General features: G+C 59.9%; 15 protein-coding genes. 14 read left to right on the top strand and 1 reads right to left on the bottom strand.

Features of this window, described 5'->3' with window-relative positions:
• Nucleotides 1-46 precede the first annotated feature (46 nt).
• The 6 genes from IG616_RS02885 to eda all read left to right on the top strand — a co-directional run bounded on the left by IG616_RS02885 (nt 47) and on the right by eda (nt 7,537).
• On the top strand, nt 47-1,063 hold the full coding sequence (locus tag IG616_RS02885; RefSeq protein WP_192146184.1) for a sugar ABC transporter substrate-binding protein: 1,017 nt from the start codon (nt 47-49) through the stop codon (nt 1,061-1,063).
• Nucleotides 1,064-1,181: 118 nt separating this feature from the next.
• On the top strand, nt 1,182-2,252 hold the full coding sequence (locus IG616_RS02890; protein ID WP_192146186.1) for an ABC transporter permease subunit: 1,071 nt from the start codon (nt 1,182-1,184) through the stop codon (nt 2,250-2,252).
• Nucleotides 2,249-3,025 carry an ATP-binding cassette domain-containing protein gene (locus IG616_RS02895; RefSeq protein ID WP_192146188.1) on the top strand — a complete coding sequence of 259 codons (777 nt, stop codon included), beginning with the start codon at nt 2,249-2,251 and terminating at the stop codon, nt 3,023-3,025. Before IG616_RS02890 ends, IG616_RS02895 begins: the two co-directional genes overlap by 4 nt.
• Before the next feature lie 319 nt (nt 3,026-3,344).
• On the top strand, nt 3,345-4,817 hold the full coding sequence (gene zwf / locus IG616_RS02900; RefSeq protein WP_192146190.1) for a glucose-6-phosphate dehydrogenase: 1,473 nt from the start codon (nt 3,345-3,347) through the stop codon (nt 4,815-4,817).
• 169 nt (nt 4,818-4,986) lie between these two features.
• Nucleotides 4,987-6,807, top strand: coding sequence for a phosphogluconate dehydratase (gene edd / locus IG616_RS02905; RefSeq protein WP_192146192.1), 1,821 nt, complete (start codon nt 4,987-4,989; stop codon nt 6,805-6,807).
• 91 nt (nt 6,808-6,898) lie between these two features.
• Nucleotides 6,899-7,537, top strand: coding sequence for a bifunctional 4-hydroxy-2-oxoglutarate aldolase/2-dehydro-3-deoxy-phosphogluconate aldolase (gene eda, locus IG616_RS02910; protein ID WP_192146194.1), 639 nt, complete (start codon nt 6,899-6,901; stop codon nt 7,535-7,537).
• A gap of 101 nt (nt 7,538-7,638) precedes the next feature.
• Here the strand turns inward: eda and IG616_RS02915 are convergent, their stop codons facing one another.
• The gene (locus IG616_RS02915) at nt 7,639-8,229 is read right to left on the bottom strand and encodes a LysE family translocator (protein ID WP_192146196.1); all 591 of its coding nucleotides are present in this window, start codon (nt 8,227-8,229) and stop codon (nt 7,639-7,641) included.
• A gap of 191 nt (nt 8,230-8,420) precedes the next feature.
• Here IG616_RS02915 and IG616_RS02920 point away from each other — a divergent pair, with 191 nt between their 5' ends.
• From IG616_RS02920 to IG616_RS02955, 8 genes are all read left to right on the top strand, one after another.
• A complete protein-coding gene (locus tag IG616_RS02920; RefSeq protein ID WP_209007238.1) occupies nt 8,421-9,215 on the top strand; it encodes a delta-class carbonic anhydrase in 795 nt (264 codons plus the stop codon).
• Between the two features lie 168 nt (nt 9,216-9,383).
• Nucleotides 9,384-11,000 carry a glucose-6-phosphate isomerase gene (pgi, locus tag IG616_RS02925; RefSeq protein WP_425504145.1) on the top strand — a complete coding sequence of 539 codons (1,617 nt, stop codon included), beginning with the start codon at nt 9,384-9,386 and terminating at the stop codon, nt 10,998-11,000.
• Between the two features lie 270 nt (nt 11,001-11,270).
• Nucleotides 11,271-11,591, top strand: a complete 321-nt coding sequence (locus tag IG616_RS02930; protein WP_209007239.1) for a RebB family R body protein — start codon at nt 11,271-11,273, stop codon at nt 11,589-11,591.
• A gap of 211 nt (nt 11,592-11,802) precedes the next feature.
• Complete coding sequence (locus IG616_RS02935) at nt 11,803-12,009, top strand: hypothetical protein (RefSeq protein WP_192146200.1); 207 nt, start codon at nt 11,803-11,805, stop codon at nt 12,007-12,009.
• 139 nt (nt 12,010-12,148) lie between these two features.
• Complete coding sequence (trhO, locus tag IG616_RS02940) at nt 12,149-12,928, top strand: oxygen-dependent tRNA uridine(34) hydroxylase TrhO (protein WP_192146202.1); 780 nt, start codon at nt 12,149-12,151, stop codon at nt 12,926-12,928.
• A 99-nt stretch (nt 12,929-13,027) separates the two neighbouring features.
• Nucleotides 13,028-13,627, top strand: a complete 600-nt coding sequence (locus tag IG616_RS02945) for a hypothetical protein (protein WP_192146204.1) — start codon at nt 13,028-13,030, stop codon at nt 13,625-13,627.
• Nucleotides 13,628-13,809: 182 nt separating this feature from the next.
• Complete coding sequence (locus tag IG616_RS02950) at nt 13,810-14,010, top strand: hypothetical protein (RefSeq protein WP_192146206.1); 201 nt, start codon at nt 13,810-13,812, stop codon at nt 14,008-14,010.
• A gap of 98 nt (nt 14,011-14,108) precedes the next feature.
• Nucleotides 14,109-14,681, top strand: a complete 573-nt coding sequence (locus tag IG616_RS02955; protein WP_192146208.1) for a hypothetical protein — start codon at nt 14,109-14,111, stop codon at nt 14,679-14,681.
• Nucleotides 14,682-14,684 lie beyond the last annotated feature (3 nt).

Raw genomic sequence — 14,684 nt, forward strand, 5'->3', positions numbered from 1 at the left:
GCCACTCCCGCTCGGATACAAACCTACTGGCCAGGGAGGAAATCACATGATCCGTAAGCTTTTGACGACCGCTTCCATTCTGGCAGCCATGGCCGCCGTGCCAGCTGCGGCCGCAGACGTGTCTGCCTGCCTGATCACCAAGACAGACACCAACCCGTTCTTCGTGAAGATGCGCGAAGGCGCGCAGGCAAAGGCCAAGGAACTCGGCATCGAGCTGAACGCCTATGCCGGCAAGGTAGACGGTGACAACGACACTCAGGTTGCCGCTATCGAGACCTGCATTGCCAACGGGGCCAAGGGCATTCTGCTGACCGCTTCCGACACCTCTTCTATCGTTCCTTCGGTTCAGAAGGCCCGTGATGCCGGACTTCTCGTCATTGCACTCGACACCCCGCTGAACCCGATCGATGCTGCCGACATGACCTTCGCCACGGACAACTTCCTGGCCGGTGAACTTATTGGCCAGTGGGCCAAGGGCACCCTCGGCGGCGAAGCGGCAGATGCCAAGATCGCAATGCTGGACCTGGACGTCTCCCAGCCGACCGTTGGCGTCCTGCGTGACCAGGGCTTCCTCAAGGGCTTCGGCATCGACCTCGGCGACCCGAACAAGTGGGGTGACGAAACCGACCCGCGCATCGTTGGCCATGACGTGACCCAGGGCAACGAAGAAGGCGGCCGCAAGGCCATGGAAAACCTTCTGGCCAAGGATCCGTCCATCAACGTCGTCTATACGATCAACGAGCCGGCAGCAGCTGGCGCCTATGAAGCCCTCAAGTCCATCGGCCGTGAAGGCGATGCGCTGATCGTCTCCGTCGACGGCGGCTGCCCGGGCGTTGCCAACGTGGAAGCCGGTGTGATCGGTGCAACCTCCCAGCAGTATCCGCTGCTGATGGCCTCCAAGGGCATCGAAGCCATTGCCGCCTGGGCCAAGGACGGCACCAAGCCGCAGGCAACCGACGGCAAGAGCTTCTTTGACACGGGCGTTGCCCTGGTCACCGACAAGCCGGTTGATGGCGTGAAGTCCATCTCCGTCGAAGAAGGCAAGAAGCTCTGCTGGGGCTAATTCCTGAAAGGTCTGTCAGGCGGAATTTTTCCGCCTGACAGAGCTCTGACCCAACTTCATTCGTAAAAAAAGGCGGAGACAGCCGCCATTTCCGTTTTCCTGTCTGGAGGACCGTGCCGTGAGCAACAGCGACAGCTTCGAAGAGGTCGTGAAGACACGCCGTGAAGAAAAATTCGCGGAGTTCGACACATCCGAGAAGGGCGTTCTGCAGAAGTTCCATCATGCCCTGCACACCAACACCGCGCTTGTGCCGCTGATCGTGCTTCTCGCTGCCATCATGGTGTTCGGCATTATTCTCGGCGAAAAGTTCTTTTCCCCCTTCGCCCTCACACTGATCCTGCAGCAGGTTCAGATCGTTGGCGTTCTGGCTGCCGCGCAGAGCCTGATCATTCTGACCGCCGGCATCGACCTGAGCGTCGGTGCCGTTGCTGTGCTCTGCTCTGTCATTATGGGACAGGTCACATTCCGCTATGGAATTCCTCCGGTCTTCGCCGTGGCAATCGGGCTGGCCTTTGGCACCGCCATCGGCGCCGTCAACGGCTGGCTGGTCTCCAAGGTCAAGCTGCCTCCCTTCATCGTCACGCTCGGCATGTGGCAGATCGTTCTGGCGGCCAACTATCTTTACTCCGCCAACGAAACCATCCGCTCCCAGGACATTGAGGCAGACGCGCCTTTTCTTCAGGCCATGGGTACGACCGTAAAGCTGGGTGGAGCGAACCTCACATTTGGCGTCATTCTTATGGTTCTTCTGGTTCTCGTACTTGCGTATGCGCTCCGGTCAACTGCCTGGGGCCGCCATGTTTATGCGGTGGGGGACGATCCGGAAGCCGCAAAACTCGCAGGCGTGAACGTCCATAAGACGCTGATGTCCGTTTATATGCTGGTCGGCTTCATCTGCGGCCTCGCCGCCTGGGTTATGATCGGCCGTTTCGGTTCGGTCTCCCCCTCCGCCACCACTGGCGTCATCGGCAACATTCAGGCGATCACCGCCGTGGTGATCGGCGGCATCTCCCTCTTCGGCGGACGCGGTTCGATCCTCGGATCGTTCTTCGGCGCCCTCATCGTCGGCGTATTCGAGCTTGGCCTGCGCATGGCCGGAGCCGACCCGCAGTGGACCTTCCTCCTTATCGGCGTTCTAATCATCGCAGCTGTCACGGTTGACCAGTGGATCAGAAAGGTAACGGCATGAGCGAAGCAATTCTCAAGGCCCGCGGCCTCAACAAGCGCTACGGCAAAGTCACCGCGATCGACAATTGCGACTTCGACCTGATGCCAGGAGAAATTTTGGCGGTGATTGGCGACAACGGCGCCGGCAAGTCCACCCTGATCAAGGCCCTGTCCGGCGCGGTTCAGCCGGACAGCGGCAAGATATGGCTCGACGGCGAGGAAGTCGCCTTCGCCTCCCCCAATGACGCCCGCGCCAATGGCATCGAGACCGTCTATCAGACCCTCGCCATGTCCCCGGCCCTGTCGATCACCGACAACATGTTCATGGGCCGGGAGATCCGCAAATCCGGTCTCATGGGCAAGCTGTTCCGGACCCTCGACAAGAAGGCCATGGAAGATTTCGCTCGCGAAAAGCTGGCGGAACTTGGCCTGATGACCATCCAGAACATCAACCAGGCGGTTGAAACCCTCTCAGGCGGCCAGCGTCAGGGGGTGGCGGTTGCAAGAGCTGCCGCTTTTGGCTCCCGCGTGATCATTTTGGATGAACCGACGGCTGCCCTGGGGGTCAAGGAATCGCGCCGGGTGCTGGAGCTGATTCTCGATGTCCGCTCGCGGGGCATTCCGATCATCCTGATCAGCCACAACATGCCGCATGTGTTTGAAGTCGCGGACCGGATCCATATCCACCGCCTCGGCAAGCGCGCCGCGGTCATCCGCCCGAACGACTTCTCCATGTCGGATGCGGTTGCCATCATGACGGGTGCAATGGAGCCGCCTGCCAGCATGGCGGCCTGATCCGGCTGAAATCCTCCTCCGGCCTGCTTCTTCCGATCTTGCAGGCCGGTCTGGCGAAGAGCCGCACTGCGCTTCCGGCCCGCACCCGAAGCGCAGTGCGGCCTAAATTCAAGGTAGCGGTGTCCAAGTGCTTATTTCTGCAAGGGGTTGACCTTCTGGAACAGAAGCCGGACTTTCACCGGGAGTGGAATGTGCTATATTTTATTCGGATACCGAAAAAATTGGTTTCCAGAAGCAAGTTTCGCTAAATCGGCAGCTGACAGGACAATTAAACCGATTTAAAAGCTGCAGGAAAGATCTACGAAGTGAGGACAGCCTAATGGCGGTACGCGTGATTGAAGTCGCAGAGTTCGACCTGGTAGTGTTCGGGGCCTCCGGCGACCTCGCCCACCGCAAGCTGATTCCGGCGCTGTATCACCGCTGCGCTGATGGTCAGGTGCCGGAAGGCGCACGCATCATCTGCAGCGCCCGCAGGGACTATTCCGACGACGATTACCGCCAGTGGGCCCGCGAAGCCCTGCAAGAGCATGTGAGCGATCTCGAGGACGAAAGTCTCGAGCATTTTCTCTCCCGCCTGCACTACGTGAAGATCGACGTTGGCGGTACCGACGGCTGGAGCGATCTGAAGACCATTCTTGATGAGCGCCCCGACGTGGTCCGTGCCTTCTATCTGGCGGTCGGGCCGGATCTCTTCGGCACCATCTGCCAGGGCATCGGCAACGCAGGCCTCGTCACCGACAAGACCCGTGTTGTGATCGAAAAGCCGATTGGCAAGGACGGCGCCTCCGCCAAGGCACTCAACGACACTGTTGGAGCAGTATTCAAGGAAGAGCAGATCTTCCGTATTGACCATTACCTCGGCAAGGAAACGGTTCAGAACCTGATGGCGCTGCGCTTCGCCAATGCCCTGTTCGAGCCGCTCTGGAACGCGGCGCATATCGACCATGTCCAGATCACTGTCGCCGAATCTCTCGGCGTTGGCGGACGCGCTGGCTACTACGACACGGCGGGCGCCCTGCGCGACATGGTGCAGAACCATATCCTCCAGCTCCTCTGCCTTGTGGCAATGGAGCCGCCGGAGTCCATGAACGCCGACAGCGTGCGCGATGAAAAGCTGAAGGTGCTTAAGGCCCTCTCGCCGATCACAGAAGCCAACGCGGACAAGCTGACTGTGCGCGGCCAGTACCGCGCCGGAGCGTCTGCTGGCGGAGCGGTTCCGGGTTATCTGGAAGAACTCGGCCGGGATGACAGCACCACGGAAACCTTCGTGGCTCTGAAGGCGGAAATCGCCAACTGGCGTTGGGCGGGCGTGCCCTTTTACCTGCGCACCGGCAAGCGCCTCGCTCAGCGCGTATCCGAAATCGCCGTTCAGTTCCGCCCGATCCCGCATTCGATCTTCGATGCGGAAGCGGGCCACATTTCGGCGAACCGCCTTGTCATCCGCCTTCAGCCGGATGAAGGCGTGCAGATGAAGGTCATGATCAAGGACCCGGGCCCCGGAGGCATGCGCCTGCGCGAAGTGCCGCTCGACATGAGCTTTGCCGAAGCCTTCAAGATCCGGAACCCGGATGCTTACGAGCGGTTGATCATGGATGTGATCCGCGGCAACCAGACCCTGTTCATGCGCCGCGACGAAGTGGACGCCGCCTGGGCCTGGATCGACCCGATCCTGGATGCCTGGAAGGCTTCGAAGGACACCCCGCGCAGCTACACCGCCGGGACATGGGGCCCCTCGGCCTCCATCGCCCTGGTGGAACGTGACGGCCGCACCTGGGCCGAAGACGGCCTCTGAGCCGCAGACCAATCGGCAGCGCGGGCAAATTGCCCGCGCCTGAACCGGTAAAAGGACGGCCGGTTCAAGGGAAGGCCTGGCATCTGGTGCCGCCTTCCGGCTGCCCGGCGCACCCGCATGAGCGGACGCGCCTTGCGGTAGCCAGAATTGAGGAGAGAAGGACAGTTCCATGACGATCCAGGCCCGCATCGGCGAAGTGACCGAACGCATCGCAAGGCGCAGTCATGACAGCCGCTCAATCTATCTCGACCGCATTCGCTCTGCGGCGGAAAAAGGCCCGCAACGCTCCAGACTGGCTTGCGGAAATCTGGCCCATGGCTTTGCCGCCTGCGCGCCCGGAGACAAGGCAGCCCTTTCCGGCGACGTGGTGCCGAACCTCGGCATCATCACAGCCTATAACGACATGCTCTCGGCCCACCAGCCCTATGAGACCTATCCGGACCTCATCCGCAAGGCGGCGCATGACGTTGGAGCAGTTGCGCAGGTGGCAGGCGGCGTGCCTGCAATGTGCGATGGTGTCACCCAGGGCCAGGAGGGCATGGAGCTGTCGCTGTTCTCGCGTGACATCATCGCCATGTCCGCCGCCATCGGCCTCTCCCATCAGATGTTCGACGCAGCAGTCTTCCTAGGGATCTGCGACAAGATCGTCCCCGGCCTCACCATTGCCGCGCTTTCCTTCGGCCATCTGCCTGCGATCTTCATTCCGGCAGGTCCGATGACCACCGGCATCTCCAATGACGAGAAGGCCAAGACCCGCCAGCTCTATGCGGAAGGCAAGGTCGGGCGGGCAGAATTGCTTGAATCCGAGTCCAAGTCCTATCATGGCCCCGGCACCTGCACCTTCTACGGCACGGCCAATTCCAACCAGATGCTGATGGAAATCATGGGCCTGCACATGCCGGGCGCGTCCTTCGTCAATCCGGGCACGCCCCTGCGCGACGCCCTGACCCGGGAAGCTGCCCAGCGAGCGCTGGCCATTACCGCGCTTGGCAACGAGTACACGCCTGCTGGCGAAATCATCAATGAGAAGGCCATCGTCAATGGCGTGATCGGTCTTCATGCCACCGGCGGCTCGACCAATCACACCATGCATCTGGTCGCCATGGCCAATGCGGCCGGCATCAAGCTGACCTGGGACGATATTTCCGACCTCTCCGACGTGGTGCCGCTGCTTGCCCGTGTCTATCCGAATGGCAAGGCGGACGTGAACCACTTCCAGGCGGCAGGTGGCCTCGGCTTCCTGATCCGGGAACTGCTCGGCGAAGGCTACCTGCACCGGGACGTGAAGACCGTCTTCGGCAATGGCCTTGATGCCTATACCGTTGAAGCCAAGCTCAATGACGATGGCACCGTGCGCCGCGATCTGGCCCCGGAAGTCTCCGGAGACGAAGCCGTGCTGGCCCCCTTCTCCAAGGCCTTTTCCGCCAATGGCGGTCTCAAGGTCCTGTCCGGCAACATCGGCAAGTCGGTCATCAAGATTTCCGCCGTTGCCAAGGAGCGTCACATCATCGAAGCCCCAGCCCGGGTGTTCCATTCCCAGGAAGATTTCCTGGCAGCCTTCAAGGCCGGTGAATTCACCAGCGATGTTGCAGCCGTCGTCCGCTTCCAGGGCCCCAAGGCTTGCGGCATGCCGGAACTGCACAAGCTGACCCCGTCCCTCGGCATTCTTCAGGATCGGGGGCATAAGGTTGCGCTGATCACCGATGGCCGCATGTCCGGCGCATCCGGCAAGGTGCCAGCCGCCATCCATGTCACGCCGGAAGCAGCCAATGGCGGCGCCATCGCCAAGATTCTGGATGGCGACATGATCCGGCTCGATGCAGTCACCGGCGAGTTGACCGTTCTGGTCGATCAGGCGGAATTCAACGCCCGCCCGGTTGCTGTTCAGGACATGTCGGCACACGAGGCCGGCGTCGGCCGCGATCTTTTTGCGGCGTTTCGCGCCAATGTGGGCGCCGCCGATACGGGAGCACATGTGTTTGGCGCTTGAAAAACAGCGCCAAATGCCCCATTCGCTTACCCGCGCCTTAAAACGGTTTAGGTGCGTATTGGAAGCCTGCCCGAAAGCTGGAGAAGTCTAGATGCCGCAGAACATTGCCCGCGTTGAACAAGTCATGCTGGCCGCACCCGTGATCCCGGTCCTGATCATCGAGGACGCCAAGAAAGCTGTTCCGATGGCGGAAGCTCTTGTCCGCGGCGGCCTTCCGGCGATCGAGATCACCCTGCGCACCGGCTGCGCCCTGGAAGCGATCAAGCTGGTTGCTGACAATGTGGAAGGCGCAATTCCAGGCGCTGGTACCGTTCTGAACCTGGCGCAATATGAAGCTGCTGTCGAAGCCGGATCCAAGTTCATCGTCTCTCCGGGCGCAACTCCGAAGCTTCTGGACGCTGCCGAACAGTTCGACGTGCCGCTTCTGCCAGGTGCTGCGACCTCTTCCGAAGTCATGGCTCTTCTGGAGCGCGGCTATGAGCGGCTTAAGTTCTTCCCGGCCGAACAGGCTGGCGGCGCGGCCTACCTGAAGTCCCTGTCCTCTCCCCTGGCTGCTGCCAAGTTCTGCCCCACCGGCGGCGTGAGCCTGGAAAAGGCCCCGTCCTATCTGGCTCTGCCGAACGTCCTGTGCGTCGGCGGCTCCTGGATTGCGGATGCCAAGGCGATTGCCAGCGAGGACTGGGCAGGCATCGAAGAGCGCGCCCGCGCTGCTGCCTCCCTCAAGGGCTGATCCCCATAGGTAAAAGCAAATGGCCCGGCTCCCGAAGCCGGGCCGTTTTGCATTGAGCGCCCGTTTTTTCAGGTACGCTCCCCTTTTCTACTCCAGACCAATCAAAAGCTGTTCAGCGCGGCCAGAACCACGACGGCCAGCATGGACAAGGCCATGGCGGCGTTGATGACCATGTGGCTGCGCTGACTGAGGTTCAGCCGGTGAAGGCCGACGCCTGCGCCAAGCCATAGAAGATGAACGGGGATCCAGACCGCATTCAACAAGAGAAATTTGACCAGGATTTCCGCCCCGAGGGAATCAGGCCAAAACCCGAAACCGCCATAGAGCGCCGCATTGACGACATAGGCCTTGGGGTTGATCGCTTGAAGGGCTAGCCCGCCAAAGAACCCAGGGGGCCTTTCTGCGTGAATGAAAGCAATCTTCGAGCCCGACAACGCAATCTTTCCTGCCAGATAAAGCAGGTAGAGAAAAGATAGCCCTGCCAGAACCTCTCTGAGCAAAGGAACCGAAAACACGATGGCAGCAAGGCCGCTGACAACGGCCAGGCCGACCAGATTGTTGCCCAGCCAGAGACCGGACACATACCGCAGACCAGCACGTGCGCCAAAACCGGAACCAACCCCCGCGGTCGAAAGAACCCCTGGACCTGGTGTGATGAGGAGGAAAAAGACGGCGGCGAGAAAAGACAGCATGGCTGGGAAGCTAACGGCCTTGGAAAGGTCCTGCAATATACGGAGAATACGTTTGGGAGAATAAAATTCATTTTAAATAGGGCATATTTTCAAAACAATATTCAATAAAGAAGCTATTTTAAATGCGTAAGAAACCGGCTTTTAAACATTGAACATCAAAGTCCCCAAATCCATTTCTGGGAGACGGGCAAATGCAGTATATGAAACAGACCATTTTAGCGGCAGCAATTGGGTTATTCGTCCCCTTTGGCAGCAGTTTCGCTGAAGACCTTTGCAAGGGTTATGGCCCTCAAACCCCTCGCGATATTTCCTCAAAGGCCGGCACGAACAAGCGCCTGTTCAACGAGGCTCCGGAGGCGGCCGGGCTGAACCTTTGCAACATACACACGCATACGAATGCCGAGCACAAGGGTCCAGGCTTCACCATCTTCGCCGGCTCTGGTGAACATGGCGGCTTCAAGTGCAATGAAACGGACAGTCTTACCGCCGCTGAACTGGCCGAGCCAGAGGGGGGCGAAAGCTTCCATGGGGTAAAGCCCGGTGACACCATTGAGGTGCACTGGGTGTATTCCTCCTGCGACGTGCAACCGGGCAAGGGCCTTGGCGCGTGCCTGTCCGAGAGCTGTGCAAACCCGCAGCTGCGGGTCGAGGCACAGGTCTTCCTCGTCGTGAACGACTCCAACGCACTAAACTTTATGGATTTTGCCTATATGGGCAATTCCGCGAACGGTTTTCAGCAGCCAAAGTCTCTGCCCGCGGGCACAGGGACCCCGGTCGTCTTCGCCGGATCAACCACCGGCCCAAGCTACACGCAAGCAACCTGCTCACCGCTGCAGGTGACCTGGAGCGTCCGCCCGCAGTGTGCCAAGCTGGATATCAACTCCCTGAACGCCTGGTCGAAAGCCGACAAGGTTTTTGAGGAAGATCACTCTCATGGCGTGCGCCAGCTCGTGACTGCACCGGAACTTCTGGCGCCTATCAACTGAACGTTGACGCCTCATTGACACACCGTACAGGCGGAGTTTTCCAGCTCCGCCTGTTTTTCTGTCTGCCCCCCTGCCCCCTCCCTGTCACCTGTGCTATCCCCTTGATCAAAGCTCGCATTCTGTTCCAGAGCCTCGACCTAATCGATTTAAAGGGAAGCGAATATGGCCGTGTCCGATACCTTCGAGAAACTCTCTGCCCATGCGAAGGCCATGCAGGAAACGACGCTGCGCGATCTTTTTGCAGGTGACGCAGACCGTTTTTCAAAGCTTTCCGTCAGCAGCGGAGACCTGCTGATCGACTTCTCCAAGAACCTCATCGATAGCACCGCGCTCGACCTGCTGATCGGCCTTGCTGAAGCCGCAGGTGTAGAGCAACGCCGCGCAGCAATGTTCACAGGCGAAAAGATCAACAGCACCGAAGGCCGGGCCGTTCTCCACACAGCCCTGCGCAACCAGTCCGGCGATCCGGTTCTGGCCGATGGTCAGGACGTCATGCCGGAAGTCTTCGAAGTCCTTGGCGCCATGTCCGACTTCGCAGATGGGATCCGCTCGGGAGAAATCGTCTCCTCCAGCGGCGATCCCTTTACCGATGTGGTCAACATCGGCATTGGCGGTTCCGACCTTGGTCCGGCCATGACCACTCTGGCGCTTGCGCCCTATCACGATGGCCCAGATGTGCACTACGTCTCCAACGTGGATGGCGCTCATATCGCCGACACACTGGCAAAGCTCGACCCGGCCACCACACTGATCATCGTCGCGTCGAAGACCTTCACCACCATCGAGACCATGACCAACGCCCAGACGGCCCGGCGCTGGATCGCGGAAACCTTGGGCGAGGAAGCTGTGGGCGATCACTTTGCCGCCGTTTCAACGGCGCTCGACAAGGTTTCGGCCTTCGGAATTGACGAGGCCCGGGTGTTCGGCTTCTGGGATTGGGTCGGCGGGCGCTACTCGATCTGGTCTGCCATCGGCCTCCCGCTGATGATTGCCATCGGCCCGGACGCCTTCGCAGAGTTCCTCGAAGGCGCACACGCCATGGACCGGCATTTTGCCGAAGCTCCGCTGCGCGAGAACCTGCCGGTTCTGCTTGGCCTCATCGGCATCTGGAACCGGGATTGCCTGGGCCATGCTGCACGCGCGGTTCTGCCATATGATCAGCGCCTGTCGCGGCTTCCCGCCTATCTGCAACAGCTCGACATGGAATCCAACGGTAAGCGGGTGAAGCTGGACGGCACGCCCGTCGAGCGGGAAACCGGCCCGCTCGTCTGGGGCGAGCCCGGCACCAACGGCCAGCACGCCTTCTATCAGTTGCTGCACCAGGGAACGACTGTGATCCCGTGCGAGTTCATCGTTGCCCGCAAAGGCCACGAGGAAGATCTGGCGCTTCATCACGAGATGCTGGTTGCCAACTGTCTGGCCCAATCAGAAGCCTTGATGCTTGGCCGTACCCTGGACGAGGCGAAGGCTCTTCTGGAGAAATCGGGACTGGGCGCAGAAGAAGTGGAACGTCTCGCCCCGCACAAGGTTTTCCCGGGCAATCGCCCGTCCCTAACCATTGTCCATGATCAGCTCACCCCCTACGCGCTCGGGCGGCTGATTGCGCTTTATGAACACCGGGTGTTCGTTGAAGGCGTGATCTGGGGCATCAACTCGTTCGACCAGTGGGGCGTTGAGCTGGGCAAGGAACTGGCCACTGCCCTGCTGCCCATGGTTCAGGGTAAAGCATCGCCCGATGGCAAGGACAGCTCCACGCTCGGTCTTCTGACCAGCATCCGGGGCTGATCCGGAAGTCATATCGAAACAGACAACGGGGCGGCTCAAACCGCTCCGTTTTTCGTTACGCTGGCACCAACCGCCCAGTTTCCACTTTTTTGCCTTCGGCCAGCACATCTGTCAGCATCAAGCTTGAGCGGTTACGGATGCCATCCGGGCCGTTCCGCCCGCCTCTTTCTCAGAAAGCACAGGCAGACCGTCACAAGCTGCCGCAGCGATGCGTCTCTGCAAGTGTCCGTAGCCAGCAGTGCCGCTGGCTCATCATGAAGGAGTATGGAAATGGCTGAATTGGTGAACCCGATGATCACGGATGCCGTGACCCAGTCGAACGTCAAGGTGGTCGGCGAGTCCCCCGCCATGGCCCTCAGCACGATGTATCAGGCGATGGCCCATTCGACGGGCGTTCTGTTCGAAAACGCCGTCGCCGCCCAGCAGCAGCAGAACATTCTGGCCCAGGCCTCCGTCAACCAGGGTGTGATGCAGATCTACAGCCTGGACACGACCGCAGCCGCCGGTGCCAGCGAAAAGGTCGCCCAGACCGGCGTGTCGGACAACCTGACGAGCCTGCTGACCGTTCTGAATGCGTTCAGCAGCCGGTAACCGCACCGGTAGACCTGCGCGACAGGCCCCGTTCTGCAGGAGCAGAGCGGGGCTTTTCATGTAAGTCAATTATTAACAACCTGTGGTTATCATACCGGTATCGGTGTCTCATGCGCACATCGACAAAATGAAGGACTTCTGAGGTCATTTGGACCTGCCTGATGCCGGAAAATGGACCAGTGTCTTCGCGGTCCAATGAAAGGAGCCGTGCGTGACGGAACACCAGAATGCTCTCGCAGAGGCCAGTCAGATCGAAGCCTCTGCCAAACGGAAAATCGAGCTGCTGCAATCCGAGCTGTCGGTCTTGAACAATATCTTGAAACTGCAGCAGCTGTCTGCCGGTGCCAGGGCTGCGACCCTGCCGGGGGTCAACACGGTTGAGGAGCTGAAATCCCTGCTGAACGCGCTGAAAAGTTAGGGCATGGGCGGTGGCACGCATGCCGCGGCCGGGATCAGATGAATTGCGGACTTCTCATCCGCCATATGCTGGCGTTATAAGCGGGCAATTGCCGCTGGTGTTTCCTGGCAGCACCTGTTCCATCCAGCAGACTGAAGATATGTCCAAGACACTGATTGCCGCACTTTACAAATTCGCTCCGCTTCAGGACTTCGCCGGCCTGCGTGATCCCTTGAAGGCCTTCTGCGAGGAGCGCGATGTTCGCGGCAGTCTTCTGCTCGCCTCCGAAGGGATCAACGGCACCATTTGCGGCCCGGAACAAGGCGTGCGCGAGGTGCTTGCGCATCTGAACGCCGATCCCCGCCTGAAAGGTCTGGAGCATAAGGAAGCCTGGGCGGACCGCCCGGTCTTCAAGCGCATGAAGGTCCGCCTCAAGCAGGAGATTGTGCGCCTGGCCGTGGATGGTATCGATCCCAACGAAACTGTCGGCACCTATGTGGCTCCCGAGGACTGGAACGACCTGATCAGCGATCCGGACGTTGTGGTGATCGACACCCGCAACGACTATGAATTTGCTTTCGGCACGTTTGAGCGTGCGCTCAATCCGAAGACCCAGTCCTTCCGGGAGTTTCCCGAATGGGTCCAGGAAGCCATCGAGCTGGAGAACAAGCCAAAGGTTGCGATGTTCTGCACCGGGGGCATCCGCTGCGAAAAGGCGACCAGCCTGATGCTGCGGGAAGGCTTCGAAGAAGTTTATCACCTTCAGGGTGGTATCCTGAATTATCTGGAAAAGGTGCCCGAGGAGAAAAGCCTCTGGAAAGGCGAATGCTTCGTTTTTGACGACCGGGTTTCCGTCGACCACAAGCTTCAGCCCTGCTGGGGCAAATGGGTGCCGGAAGAAGCCCGTCACGTTATCAATGAAGACACGGATTACGACTGACCGGTCCGCCGGACGCAAACTCGGGCTTTAACCTTTCATTAACTTTTCTTACACTCGGTCCTGGCCACACTTGGGCCAGTACCGGCAGGGGGAAAGTCAATGACAATGCCGTCCAGTTTGAAAGCAGTCTCAACGCAGGCGGTTGGTCTGCTGTTTGCCGCGGCACTGTCCATGCCCGCATCCGCCGGACAAAGCCGCTCCTGCTATGAGGAAACGGTCATTCCTGCGGCCTATCAGACCGTTCAGGAGCAGATCCTTGTGCGCCCTCCCCGGGCTCATGTGATCGACCACCCGGCTGTTTACGCGGTTCAGGAGCGGCAAGTGGTTGTGAAGCCCGCCTCCGTTGCCTATCAGTCCATCGCTCCGGCCTACAGATGGCAGACACGCAAAGTGATGCTGCAGCCCGCAACAGTCAGCTGGGAATATCAGATCAGGCACGGCAAGCGTATTCTTTGCGAGGTCAAGCACCCGCCGGTTTACCAGAACCAGAGCCAGCAGATAATGGTCCGGCCTGCAAGCAGGGTGAAGGTTATCATCCCCCCGGTTTATGGTACGGTTCGTGAGCGCGTGCAGGTCCAGCCTGGCTGGCGTGAGCGTGTGGAGCAACCTGCCGTCTACAAGACAGTGACCCGGCAGGTAAAGGTTCGCGAGGCACAGGCAGTCTGGCGCCCGGTCGGCCACAAAGGCTGCCGGTCCTGAGAGGGCCAGGCCGCACGATCCCAGAAGCTCCGGACAACATATATTGAACTTTTATTCGCAGAGGCGTCACAAGCGCCGTCTGCCTGCGTCCAGCTTGGTAAATTAGACAGCAGGAGGCGGATGTGCCCCAGCATCCGACATGTGACAGTTTCAGTTCCGCTCTCAGACCAAGCAGGTGGCCGGTGCCGCCGCAGGTCCGGCTGGCGGCTTCCAAGGACAATCAGGCGGACAATGTTCCCCCTTCTCCTTCTTCCCAGCAAGACGGGACGCAGGAACCGGTCAATGGGGGCGAGAAGCCGATCCTCGAAATTGTCCGGAACCTTGACCGGAAGGACCAGGAAGAGCTGCTGACTGTCTTGAATCAGATACTTGGCCGCTCTTGAGCAGCAGCCCGCCGCTGCCAGGACGGCAATAATTGTATCACGGACGCACACAGGGCCAGCCCTGATGCACGCAGCCGCAGCAGAAGGAACTACGGATCATGCCGCTTGCCAACTCCTCCTCTACCGGCCCCCGGGCAAATGCTGGCGCTCCGGCACAGGAAGGCGCACCCCATCCTTCTGCCAATCCCTCAGAGCTTTTGCAGAACCTGCTTGAGAGTTTCGTTCAAAGCACAAAGCTGCAGGGAGAAGTGCAAACCCTTTTCGGCTCAATGCCACAGCTTTTCAGCATCGCCGGGGGCATTCTGGAACAGAAAGAAGCTGGCGAGAAAGCGCTGAACGAAGCCGTCAAAACCGCCACGCGGGTGCTCAGCGAAGCCAAAGACCGTGCCGCAGACCTTTCCAAGGCTCTCCAGACCCAGGAAACGGTTCTCGACCAGATCCTTCAGGATGAGACACTTCTGGTGGACGTCCTCAAGACCGGCAGCAAACAGCTGCCCCCCGCGAGCCGGATCTCCGGTTCTGTTCCGCTTGCCCGCGCCGCCCAGATTGCTGGCGCAGATCCGCGCATTGCAAAGGGCGTAAACGACCTCAAGTCGATGATCCTCGATATCGTTCAAGAAGAAGTCCGGCGGACAATCAACACGCGATCCACTCCTGCCCAGCCCCGCTAGGAC

The organism is Roseibium litorale, from assembly GCF_014842915.1.
GTDB classification, from domain to species: Bacteria; Pseudomonadota; Alphaproteobacteria; order Rhizobiales; family Stappiaceae; genus Roseibium; species Roseibium litorale.

Excerpts from the sequence above, each read along its gene's own strand:
- IG616_RS02945 (WP_192146204.1), top strand. The coding sequence starts at position 13,028 with ATGACAATGCCGTCCAGTTTGAAAGCAGTCTCAACGCAGGCGGTTGGT.
- IG616_RS02930 (WP_209007239.1), top strand. The coding sequence starts at position 11,271 with ATGGCTGAATTGGTGAACCCGATGATCACGGATGCCGTGACCCAGTCG.
- IG616_RS02915 (WP_192146196.1), bottom strand. The coding sequence starts at position 8,229 with ATGCTGTCTTTTCTCGCCGCCGTCTTTTTCCTCCTCATCACACCAGGT.
- trhO (WP_192146202.1), top strand. The coding sequence starts at position 12,149 with ATGTCCAAGACACTGATTGCCGCACTTTACAAATTCGCTCCGCTTCAG.
- IG616_RS02920 (WP_209007238.1), top strand. The coding sequence starts at position 8,421 with ATGCAGTATATGAAACAGACCATTTTAGCGGCAGCAATTGGGTTATTC.
- IG616_RS02955 (WP_192146208.1), top strand. The coding sequence starts at position 14,109 with ATGCCGCTTGCCAACTCCTCCTCTACCGGCCCCCGGGCAAATGCTGGC.
- eda (WP_192146194.1), top strand. The coding sequence starts at position 6,899 with ATGCCGCAGAACATTGCCCGCGTTGAACAAGTCATGCTGGCCGCACCC.
- IG616_RS02885 (WP_192146184.1), top strand. The coding sequence starts at position 47 with ATGATCCGTAAGCTTTTGACGACCGCTTCCATTCTGGCAGCCATGGCC.
- IG616_RS02895 (WP_192146188.1), top strand. The coding sequence starts at position 2,249 with ATGAGCGAAGCAATTCTCAAGGCCCGCGGCCTCAACAAGCGCTACGGC.
- edd (WP_192146192.1), top strand. The coding sequence starts at position 4,987 with ATGACGATCCAGGCCCGCATCGGCGAAGTGACCGAACGCATCGCAAGG.
- zwf (WP_192146190.1), top strand. The coding sequence starts at position 3,345 with ATGGCGGTACGCGTGATTGAAGTCGCAGAGTTCGACCTGGTAGTGTTC.